General features: G+C 67.6%; 10 protein-coding genes and 1 CRISPR repeat array. Of the genes, 4 read left to right on the top strand and 6 right to left on the bottom strand.

Features of this window, described 5'->3' with window-relative positions; all coding sequences use genetic code 11:
* Positions 1–205: 205 nt before the first annotated feature.
* Together ABT340_RS38485 and ABT340_RS38490 are read right to left on the bottom strand one after the other, a co-directional pair.
* On the bottom strand, positions 206–1,777 hold the full coding sequence (locus ABT340_RS38485; protein WP_352015861.1) for a sulfatase family protein: 1,572 nt from the start codon (positions 1,775–1,777) through the stop codon (positions 206–208).
* A gap of 148 nt (positions 1,778–1,925) precedes the next feature.
* Positions 1,926–2,033, bottom strand: coding sequence for a putative leader peptide (locus ABT340_RS38490; protein WP_352015862.1), 108 nt, complete (start codon positions 2,031–2,033; stop codon positions 1,926–1,928).
* Between the two features lie 220 nt (positions 2,034–2,253).
* Here ABT340_RS38490 and ABT340_RS38495 point away from each other — a divergent pair, with 220 nt between their 5' ends.
* Complete coding sequence (locus ABT340_RS38495; RefSeq protein ID WP_352015863.1) at positions 2,254–2,820, top strand: DUF4291 domain-containing protein; 567 nt, start codon at positions 2,254–2,256, stop codon at positions 2,818–2,820.
* 36 nt (positions 2,821–2,856) lie between these two features.
* Complete coding sequence (locus ABT340_RS38500) at positions 2,857–3,291, top strand: HAD-IA family hydrolase (protein ID WP_352015864.1); 435 nt, start codon at positions 2,857–2,859, stop codon at positions 3,289–3,291.
* 271 nt (positions 3,292–3,562) lie between these two features.
* Here ABT340_RS38500 and ABT340_RS38505 read toward each other — a convergent pair whose 3' ends face one another.
* Both ABT340_RS38505 and ABT340_RS38510 read right to left on the bottom strand, forming a co-directional pair.
* Complete coding sequence (locus tag ABT340_RS38505; protein ID WP_352015865.1) at positions 3,563–3,919, bottom strand: DUF4440 domain-containing protein; 357 nt, start codon at positions 3,917–3,919, stop codon at positions 3,563–3,565.
* Positions 3,916–4,761 (bottom strand): SDR family oxidoreductase, encoded by an 846-nt coding sequence (locus ABT340_RS38510; protein ID WP_352015866.1) that lies wholly within the window; start codon positions 4,759–4,761, stop codon positions 3,916–3,918. The genes ABT340_RS38505 and ABT340_RS38510 overlap by 4 nt, the downstream gene beginning before the upstream one ends.
* A gap of 71 nt (positions 4,762–4,832) precedes the next feature.
* On the opposite strand from ABT340_RS38510, the gene ABT340_RS38515 reads away from it, so the two are divergent.
* On the top strand, positions 4,833–5,774 hold the full coding sequence (locus tag ABT340_RS38515; protein ID WP_352015867.1) for an AraC family transcriptional regulator: 942 nt from the start codon (positions 4,833–4,835) through the stop codon (positions 5,772–5,774).
* Positions 5,775–5,958: 184 nt separating this feature from the next.
* Positions 5,959–6,637: a CRISPR direct-repeat array (repeat unit 30 nt; unit sequence GTTGCGAACCCTTCAGGGTGATGAGGAACC).
* Between the two features lie 322 nt (positions 6,638–6,959).
* Positions 6,960–7,511 (top strand): GNAT family N-acetyltransferase, encoded by a 552-nt coding sequence (locus ABT340_RS38520; protein ID WP_352015868.1) that lies wholly within the window; start codon positions 6,960–6,962, stop codon positions 7,509–7,511.
* On the opposite strand, the gene ABT340_RS38525 is transcribed toward ABT340_RS38520, so the two are convergent.
* Together ABT340_RS38525 and ABT340_RS38530 are read right to left on the bottom strand one after the other, a co-directional pair.
* Positions 7,466–8,740, bottom strand: a complete 1,275-nt coding sequence (locus ABT340_RS38525; RefSeq protein WP_352015869.1) for a hypothetical protein — start codon at positions 8,738–8,740, stop codon at positions 7,466–7,468. The two genes, ABT340_RS38520 and ABT340_RS38525, sit on opposite strands and share 46 nt — an antisense overlap.
* 822 nt (positions 8,741–9,562) lie before the next feature.
* Positions 9,563–9,742 (bottom strand): hypothetical protein (locus ABT340_RS38530; protein ID WP_352015870.1); only part of this gene is annotated, 180 nt, incomplete at its 5' end.

The following is a 9,742-nucleotide window of genomic DNA, read 5'->3' on the forward strand; positions in this document are numbered from 1 at the left end:
ACCCTTCAGGGTGATGAGTGACGCGCCGGGTCGTCGGTCGCACGTTCAGACGGCCTGGGCGGTGGGGAAGGGGAGCCGCCAACACGGACGACGGCCCACGCCGTACCTGAACGGCAGATCTGCGGCGTACCGCTCGTCCCTGGGGTTTTCGCCGGACGCGGATCGGTGCGGGCGGGGAGATCCCGCCCGCACCGCGACGGGTCCTCTACTGCGGTGGGTTCTCCTCCGCGTCTCGCAGTGCCTGCCCGGAGGCGTTCTTGAGTCTGTCGACCCAGGCGTCGAGCCTCCGTTTGAGCGTGGAGTCGGCGCCGCTGTAGGAGTTGTCGAGTTGGTAGGGATCGGCCGACAGGTCGTACAGCTCGTGTTCGCCGTTGTCGTAGGCGACGTAGTTCAACGCCGCGTTCACGCCGAGCGTGTTGGGTTTGGCCCGCAGGCCGACGTAGACGGGGGCGCCTCCGGAGGCGAGCGCCTGCGCGTCACCGGGATCCTGGGGTTCCAGCAGGTCGTTCAGGGTGTTGGTGTTCAGGGTGCTGGGCCCGGCGTGCTCGTTGAGGAACGCCAGGCGCCACGGCGACGGCGTGGTGCCGCGCAGGAACGGCACGAGGGAGCGGCCGTCGACGAAGGAGGGAGCGGTCGCTCCGGCCAGTTCGGCGAAGGTCGGCGCGAGGTCGACGTTGAGGGTGAAGGCGTTGACGACCGCCCCGGCGGGGACGCCGGGTCCGCGGATGACCAGCGGAACGTTGAGATCCTCCTCGAAGGCGGTGTTCTTGCCGGAGTTCAGGCGGTGCTGACCCTGGTGGAAGCCGTTGTCCGAGGTGAAGACGATGTAGGTGTTGTCGAGCACGCCCTGCGCCCGCAGGGTGTCGATCGTGTCCTGGACGAGGTCGGTGACCGCGCGCAGGGATTCTCTGCGCTTTTCGTAGAAGGCGTCGATGTTGCTGATCTGGGCGGCGGTGAGCTTGGGCTTGTTGCGGATCCAGGCCGGCTTGTCGCTGACGTCGTCCTCGTTGAAGGACGGAGTGCGCGGAGCCTTGGCGTTGGGGTAGATGCCCTCGTAACGCGGCGGCGGCGTCGCCGGCCCGTGCGGGATGTAGGGGGCGACGTAGGTGAAGAAAGGCTTGTCCGGGTAGTTGGTCGTGGTGTTCCTGATGAACGTGGTCAGTTTGCGGGAGATCACGTCGACGCCGTAGTCCGAGGACGCGCCGCCGAAATGGACGGTCGTGCCGTTGTCGTTGACGTCGTAGTCGTACTCCGAATACGGACTTCCACCGTTGGGGCTGAACCAGCGCGTCCACCCGGGCGGAATGTAGGTGTTGCTGGGCGCTCCGTTGGGGTACCCGTTGAGGTATTTACCGAAGAATCCGGTACGGTATCCGGCGCTCTGCAGCCAGGTGGCGACGGTCGAGTTCTCCAGTCCTTTGTTGTGGAAGGACTGGAATCCGCCACCGGAGGCGGCGTCGTTGGTGTAGATGCCGGTGTTGTGCGCGAACTGCCCGCGCAGCGTGGACACCCGCGACGGGCAGCACAGCGACAGCTCGACGAACTGCTTGTTGAACGTCGTTCCCTGGCTGGTCAGGAGCGTCTGGAGCCCGGCGTCCTTGCCGAAGACGTCCTCGTTGAGGTCGTCGGTGAGGATGAAGACGATGTTGGGCCGGGTCGTCGTCGCCGACGCCGGGGGACTGCCGAGCTTCACACCCGCGTAGGCGATGACCGCGGACGCGACGAGCAGGACCCCCAGGAGTTTCGATCGGCGACGATGTGGATTGAGGACGTTCATACCGCACCCTTTCTCGGAATACCTGTTCCATCGTTTGGCGTCGATGAATGCGTGCCGAGGCATTCCAGCCTCGAACAGGGTGGAGTTCATCCAGGGGTGACAGCGGTTGCGGGCACGGAAATTCGCACCCGAAAAGGAGGCCGGAGAATCAGTGGGAGAGAACCGGGCGACACATGGCGCTGCTCACACGCGCCAAGTCGATGTGACGCCGCACAGTGGCGTGGAAGCCGTGTCCACTCCAGGCGGTCGATGTCATGACCACATGCAATCCGAAATATCCCTACCGGTCAAGTGGGTAATTGTGTGAACCCGCCGTCGAACCGGCGTCGCGTGCGGCGTTCGTTCTGTTCACGACCTCGCGTAGCCGTTTGTCGGCGGCATACCTGTTTCGTCGGAACATGCCGCTCCGGGCCTAGTGGCCGAGAGCGGGAAAAAGGCTTCGCGATGCGAGGGCACCGGATGGCAGGGTGCGACGCATGGCACCCCAGTACCAGGTTCGCGCGGACTACGACGCTGACACGATCGTGGTCTACCAGGCGTACGCGCCGGCCATAGCCGACGCGGCGCTGCGGGCGGGCCGCTTCGTCGCGCCGTTCTCGTTCCACAGGATGACGTGGATCAAGCCCTCGTTCCTGTGGCTCATGCACCGCAGCAACTGGGCCCGCAAACCCGGTCAGGAGCGTGTCCTCGCGGTGCGGATGACCCGGCAGGGCTGGGAGGAGGCCCTGTCCCAGGCCGTGCTCACGACCGCGGATCCGGCAGCCGTGGCGCGGGCGGCCGTACACGTCCAGTGGGACCCGGAACGCTCGTCACGCGGAGCGGCGCTGAACCACTACAGCATCCAGGTCGGCGTCGGCCGCGATCTGATCCGCACGTTCACCGACGACTGGATCGTCGGCCTCACCGACCTCACCCCCCAGGTCCGCAAGGCCGCGGCGTTGACACAGACCGGGCACGCCGCCAAAGCCCAGCGGCTGTTCCCCGCGGAGCGGGTGTATCCACTGCCGCGGACCCTGGAAAGCCGCCTTTCCCCAGGCAGGTGACGTTTGGGGCGGTACCCCCGGGCGTACGCTGTCCGGATGATCAACCCGATCGAGCTCGTCATATTCGACTGCGACGGTGTGCTCATCGACAGCGAACGCCTGGCCGTACGCCTCCACGTCACCGTGGGTGCCGAACTGGGCTGGCCGCTGACCGAGGCCGAGGTGATCGAGAAGTTCGGCCGCACCGGGATTTACCGGTACTTCGAAGGCCGCGTCTTCAGCGCCGGTGAGGTCGCGCGCGGCAAACCGGCCCCCGACCTGTTCCTGCACGCCGCCAGGAGGATGGGCGTCCACCCGTCGGCCTGCGTCGTCGTCGAGGACAGTAAGTACGGAGTCCAGGCGGCCCGCGCGGCCGGCATGCGCGCCCTCGGGTACGCCGGCGGACTCACACCCGCGCGCTGGCTCGAAGGACCGAACACCTCGGTCTTCGACGACATGCGCGAACTCCCCCGACTCCTCGCAGGAGCCTGACCGCCCACGACCGCACCACGCACCTGTCAGAGGCCACGGGGTTGCTGTCTTCGGACATGTGGGGTGTTCACCCGCAGGTCCCGGCCCAGGCGGGCGCCGGGTCTTCGCACAAGGCGAGGTCACGTCCGGTGACCGGGTGCCGTACGTCGACGCCGTTCACGGTTGTTCGTGGAGGTAGAACACCTCGGGGTCACCCTCGTCGAGACCGTGAAGCATGCCGATGGGCAGCCATCCGGCCCGTTCTAGCGCGGCACCCGACCCCGGGCCGTCGCTACGGCAGCCAGGTCTCGTGCAGGTGCAACCAGGTGGTGCCCTGGAAGACCACCGTGGACTGCCGGGTCCGATCCGGCTGGACCTCCTGGTAGGTGGCCACGACGAAGGCGCCCTCGGAGGCGACGATCCGTACGTTGCGGATCTCGATGGTCACCCCCGGCGCGCTGCCGTGGAGCGCCTCGACCTCGGCGAGGACCTGGTCGCGGGAGAGCGTCGGGCCGTCGGGGGTGCTGAGCGTGAAGCCGGGGCCGTGGGCGTCGGCGAAGATGGCGAACTCCTCCCGCGCGAGGGCGCCGGTCAGCCAGCGTTCGATGACCTCGTGGTGGCGGACGATCTCCGCCTCGACGCCGTTCACCGGGCCGCCCACGGCTGGGCGGCGATCCAGGCGCGTAGCGGCGTCAGCCGCAGGCCCAGCAGATCGGCCACCGAGGGGTCGGCCGCGAACAGGTCGCGGTCGGTGGCGGCCCAGCGGTAGGTGTCGGCCACCGCGGCGGCCGTCGGCGCGCCCAGCGCCGTCGCCAGGCCCGACTCGAACTCGGCCGGGTCCTGCGCGGCGTAGCGGGCGCCGAAGGCGGCCGCCAGTTCGTCGCCGGTCACCATGTCGGCCCCGCCGAGCCTCAGCACGGCGCCCTCCAGGTCGTCACGGACGAGCGCGGCGTGCGTGGCGGCGCCCAGGTCGTCGTGCGAGAGCCAGGCCACCGGCAGGTCGGCGGGCAGCGGGTAGCGCAGCACGCCCTCGGCCGCCAGCGGACCCGTCACCCACGGCGCGGCCAGGTTGTCCAGGTAGAGGGGAGGGCACAGCACCACGACCGGCAGACCTGCCGACCGCAGCGTCCGTACCGCCCACCGGCGTGTCTCGAAGGCGGCCACCCGCGTGGTGGCCTCGGGCAGCCGGTTGGCGGTGTTGAACACCAGCCGCCGCACCCCGGCCGCCAGCGCGGCGTCGCGCACATGGTGGACGTAGGCGGCGACCGTGTCCGGCTCGAAGACCATGGGCAGCGTCACCGAGGCGTACGTCACCCCGGCGAAGGCCGCCTTCACCGCCTCGGCGTCGCCGAGGTCGCCGACGACCGGCTCCACTCCGTGCGGCACCCGGCCGCTCCTGGTCAGGCCGCGCACCGTGTGTCCCTCGGCGACGAGCCGCCGCGCGACCGCGCCGCCCTGGGCGCCTGATGCGCCGATCACAAGAAAGGTCATGCCGGAAAGTCTCGACCGAGCCCGCGATACGCTCGATTAAGTGAAATATCGGGTTATTTAAGGATCGTCCGATGGATGATGACCTGCTGAGCGCCCTGCTGGCCCCGCTGCGTCTGGAGGGGGTCTTCCACAGCCGCTGGCAGGCGGGGTCACCCTGGGGCATCGCGGGCGAGGCCGAGGACTGCGCGCTGCTGCACTACGTGCAGGAGGGAACCTGCGCCGTCGAACTGCCCGGCGCCGAGCCCGTCCTGCTGCACGCCGGAGACCTGGCCGTCTTCCCGCACGGCAACGCCCACCGGCTGGGCGACCGGCCGGGGCGCTCCGCCGTACCGCTCTCCACACTGCTGCCCGAACGGCCGCCGGGCGGCGTGACCACCGTCGAACTCGGCGGGCCCGGCGAGCGGACGGTCCTGATCTGCGGCGGGCTCCACTACGACCGGGCCGCCATCTCGCCGATCTACCGGGCGCTGCCGCCCGTCCTGGTGCTCGACAAGGCCACACTGGACGGTCACGGGCTGCTCGGCGGCACCCTCGGGCGGTTGGCGGGCGAGTGGGACCTGGCCGAACCCGGTGCGGCGCTGGTCGCCCTGCGCGCCTTCGAGCTGGTCTTCGTGCTGGCGCTGCGGGCCGCGGTGGGGGAGCTGGCCGAGGGCTCGCCGGTCCTGCGGGCGCTGCGTCACCCGGCGATCGGGACGGCGCTGCACGCCGTACAGACGAGGTTCGCCGAACCCTGGACGGTGGAGTCACTGGCGGCCCAGGCCGGGATGTCGCGCTCGGCGTTCGCGGCGACCTTCCGCGAACTGGTCGGCGAGGCGCCGATCCGGCACCTGACCGCCCGCCGCATGCAGGAGGCCGCCCGCCTGCTGAGCGAGACCACACTCGCCCACAGCCGGATCAGCGAACGCGTCGGCTACCACTCGACGGTCGGCTTCCACCTGGCCTTCCGCCAGTGGTACGGCACCACCCCCGGCGACTACCGCCGCCGCTGGGCTCCCGGCTTTCAAGAAGACTGAACAGCGGCTCCTTCACCCACTGGCGATCCCCAACGGCCAGGAACTCCCACGGCCTTGGTCGTCACTCGGTCGTCAGGGGGTACGGCGACGCGGCGCCGAACCTTGGCGGCCTTGGGGATGGCTTGGCCCTTCAGGGCGATGAGGAACTCGGGGCGGTGCCCCGTACGGGGGCCCGGAAGCTGGCGTTGCGAACCCTTCAGGGTGATGAGGAACCCGCCGTGGTCGCACGGTGCGACCACGAGCTCGCGTTGCGAACCCTTCAGGGTGATGAGGAACCCCGCAACGGTGCCCCCGCCGAGCCCGTGGTGCACATGTTGCGAACCCTTCAGGGTGATGAGGAACCGTCGGGCATGGAGCCGACCATGAGGGACGCCAAGACGTTGCGAACCCTTCAGGGTGATGAGGAACCCGCCCGTCTGCGGGACCTGGCCGTGCAGCTTGCGTTGCGAACCCTTCAGGGTGATGAGGAACACGAGAGACCTGGGACGAGCTCACTACCCGAATCGAGTTGCGAACCCTTCAGGGTGATGAGGAACCACCATTCGCAACTTGGAAGAGATGGCCATCCTCCGGTTGCGAACCCTTCAGGGTGATGAGGAACATGGTCAGAGGCCGTATCGCGGCAGTCACGGGCCGTTGCGAACCCTTCAGGGTGATGAGGAACTTCATCATCGTCTTGGCCACGCAGAAGCCCGACGCGTTGCGAACCCTTCAGGGTGATGAGGAACCGGGAGGACGGCCTCCACTCGTGGGCGAGAACCGCGTGTTGCGAACCCTTCAGGGTGATGAGGAACCTGACCTTCAGGAGCCCCCGTGAACGCCAACCAGATCGCGTTGCGAACCCTTCAGGGTGATGAGGAACCCGAGGGTAAAGTCCCAGGTCGGGTGGGGTCGTGGAGGGGCAGGAAGGACTGTTTCTGCAGCAGTCCGGCGGTAGTGCAGATATGCAGGTCAGAGCGTTGACCATCTTTAGGGTACGGCCTCGGGACGTGGGGCTCTGTCCATGATGGCGGGCTCGTGGGTGAGAAGTCGAATGTTCCGAGTTTTGCGTCGCCTATGAAGGCGTTCCACTCGGAGGCGATGAAGGTCAGGGCTGGGTTGGAGGGGTCTTTGCCGCCCTGGACATCTTCAGTTGTCCGGGCTCTCTGCTTTCCTCGGGCGGTGGGATGTGGTGAGGATGTGTTCATGGGCCAGGCAGAGATGAGCCGTCTCAGTCCCGGGGAAGCTCGGGAGCAGTTCGATGAGATTCAGCAGGTCTACGCTGTAGCGTTCCCGAATTACGACCTGGGCGACCATCGGCGGCGGACTCTTCGGCAGATCGAGTCGGCGGGGTTCGAGGCGGTGACGGTGCGGGAGAACGGGGTGTTGGTCGGCTTCGCCTACGGCCTGCCGCTCTCCGCGCGTTCGACGTGGTGGAACGGGCTCCGGCCGCTCCAACCTGACGGTTTCGCCGTCGAGACCGGGCGGCGGACGTTCGCGGTGATCGACTTGGCGGTGTTGCCGTCCCATCGTGGCCGGGGGCTTGGCAGGCGTCTCATGGATGAGCTTCTCAGGTCGCGTCCCGAGGAACGGGCGACGTTGGCCACCGTTCCTGACAATCGCGAGACGCAGCGTATGTATGAACGTTGGGGGTGGAGCCTGGTAGGCCGGGTTCCGGGAGTCGAGGGCGAAACCTCGGACGCGTTCGACCTTTACGTGATCGCTTTGCGGCCTGAGGCACCGACCAACTCCCGATAGTCGGCTACCGCGTGTGTACGCCATTCAGCCGTGGGCACCGCTTCAAGAACCCCGTGGGCCAATCGCGTCACCATGATGGTTCGTTGCTCGGCCGGATAGGCCTGATAGACAGCCTGAGCGTGTCGGATTCCCTCGGTCACATCGCCGGAGCGCGCGTATCCCGCAGCCTGAAGAAGAGCTAGTTGAGCACGAAAACGAGGGTTGGGGTCAGATGGGTCCAGCGCCTCGTGCGTGTGGCTCACGGCTTCGTCGAGCCGCCCCCGATTACCGAGATACGAATGCACCCATGCTTGGGTGTAATTCAGCCTCTCGACTCCCCAGCTTTCGATGGTTCGACCTTGGCGGGTGTTTGTGACCGAATCAGGCAGGCGTTCGAATATCTCGCCGCAGCGGCGGATTTCGGCCGCCGCTTCGGCGGACCTGCCGAGGGTCGCCAGCACCTGCGCGCGTGCGGCCGAGATCCCGGTGACTCCCCGATAGGCGGAGTCGCCGTGTTCGTTGAGCGCGGCGTCAGCGTGACGCAGGAGAACCGGTGCGGGGCGCTGGTCGTAAAGTCCGTGGATCAGTTGCTCCGCTTTGATCCATGAGCTCAGGTCGGGGTCTCCGGATAGCTCCGCAGCGTTCAAGGCGGTTGCCCACCACTGTCGGGCCTGCCGGGACTGCTCAAGGTTGCACAACGTCTTCGCCATGAGCAGCGACAGGCCGCCGGTCACCCGGCACCATGAGCGGAACATCCGGCTGTGTTCTCCCGCACGGGACATGGCCTGCTTGACCGCGACGAGATCGGCTGCCAGCTCACCGAGCATCTGCTGTGGAGGGGTCAGCCGATAGCCGTAACCGTGCTCGGAGACGGTCTCCTCCCACATCTCCACATCGAGACGCTCGTCGCGCCCCAGCGACAGGCCGACGCTGTCCCGGATCGTCTGGAGCGAGTCGAAGACCGGCGGCGAGGCGACGCCGAGCGCCGCCAGTGCTTGCAGGAGCCTGCGTCGTTCCATCTCACCATCCTCATGTGACGCCCTTTTCTTGGAGAATAGGACGTCTTCGTGGAGATTGAAGACCTGGGCATAGACGGCTGCCCAGTCGCGGGGGTAATGCTTACCTTTCTCCCAGTCACGGATCGATCGGGCCAGGGAGTTGACCGTCGAAGGGTCGTGCCCGGCCTTGGTGATCAGGCGGCGGGCCATCTCACTTTTGTTCCACCGGCGCTTTTCACGCTCGGACTGCAAGCGTGATGCCCATGCCGGACGTTCTGGCAGAGATGTCCCCATATCACCCGCCCATCGGAGAAAGGGCGGGGAGAAAGTCTCCGCCCATGTCTCCGCCATTTTCCGTTACGGACGGTGCTTTCGCTGGGGTTCACTGTCAAAGCCCTGAAACGACAGCGGCCCCGGACGCGGTGATAACAGCACCGGCCGGGGCCTTGATCAGGAAGGTATCTCCTGACGTGAGCAACAGTAGTGCTCCGGGCTCCAGCCCGGACACGTCGATCCGGGACGGCTGTGGCTGCTTCGCCGGTGCCGTGCCCCTGCCCATGGGATGCGCCCGGTGTGGGCATGCCCCCTATGCCCACGGCTGCCCACAGCAGGACGGGCACGGGTACGTGCAGCCGTCCGGACTGTTGATGAACGCCCGCCTCCAGGCTCGTCGTGCATACGGTCCACAGGTTCTGCCCGTGCCTCGGCCTCCGGTGGAGGTCGCTCCCGCCGAGGTGATTCCGTTGGTGCCTGCTCAGCGGCGTCCCGAGCCCGATCCTGAGCCGGAGGCGCCCGCGATGGTCCCGGCCGCGAGCGCCGTACCGGATGGTCCTGTGGGGGTGGTTGGGCCGGATCTGGTGCTGGGGCCTGGTCAGGGTTGTCCTGTTCCCGAGCCGGATACGTTCTCGGTTGCCCCGGCCGTGAGTGCCGTACCGGACGGTTCTGCGGAGCCGGTTCCTGTGGACGGCCCGGTCATGGTTCCGGAGTCCACGCCTGTCGCGCCGGTACGGCCTGCCCAGGCTCCGGTGTCCAGGCGGGTTCGGCGTCCGTTCCTCACGGTTCCTCGGCCGGGGATCATCTGGACGAGGGTCCGTCCGCCCGGCCACTACGGTGTACGGCCCGCGAGCGGCGGGCCGCCTCGACGCGGAGACCGATGTCACGTTCCCCGTGCTCAGGCGGTCTGTCGGCCTGGTGCTCGTGGTCCTCGGTCTTCGGCTGTGCCGTACGGCGCGCGGCTTCTTTCTTGTCCCGCAG

The organism is Streptosporangium sp. NPDC000239 (assembly GCF_040300765.1).
Lineage (GTDB): Bacteria > Actinomycetota > Actinomycetes > Streptosporangiales > Streptosporangiaceae > Streptosporangium.

Bases quoted from the DNA above. Each gene is read 5' to 3' on its own strand.
- ABT340_RS38500 (WP_352015864.1), top strand. From the start codon at position 2,857: ATGATCAACCCGATCGAGCTCGTCATATTCGACTGCGACGGTGTGCTC.
- ABT340_RS38520 (WP_352015868.1), top strand. From the start codon at position 6,960: ATGGGCCAGGCAGAGATGAGCCGTCTCAGTCCCGGGGAAGCTCGGGAG.
- ABT340_RS38485 (WP_352015861.1), bottom strand. From the start codon at position 1,777: ATGAACGTCCTCAATCCACATCGTCGCCGATCGAAACTCCTGGGGGTC.
- ABT340_RS38490 (WP_352015862.1), bottom strand. From the start codon at position 2,033: ATGACATCGACCGCCTGGAGTGGACACGGCTTCCACGCCACTGTGCGG.
- ABT340_RS38515 (WP_352015867.1), top strand. From the start codon at position 4,833: ATGGATGATGACCTGCTGAGCGCCCTGCTGGCCCCGCTGCGTCTGGAG.
- ABT340_RS38495 (WP_352015863.1), top strand. From the start codon at position 2,254: ATGGCACCCCAGTACCAGGTTCGCGCGGACTACGACGCTGACACGATC.
- ABT340_RS38510 (WP_352015866.1), bottom strand. From the start codon at position 4,761: ATGACCTTTCTTGTGATCGGCGCATCAGGCGCCCAGGGCGGCGCGGTC.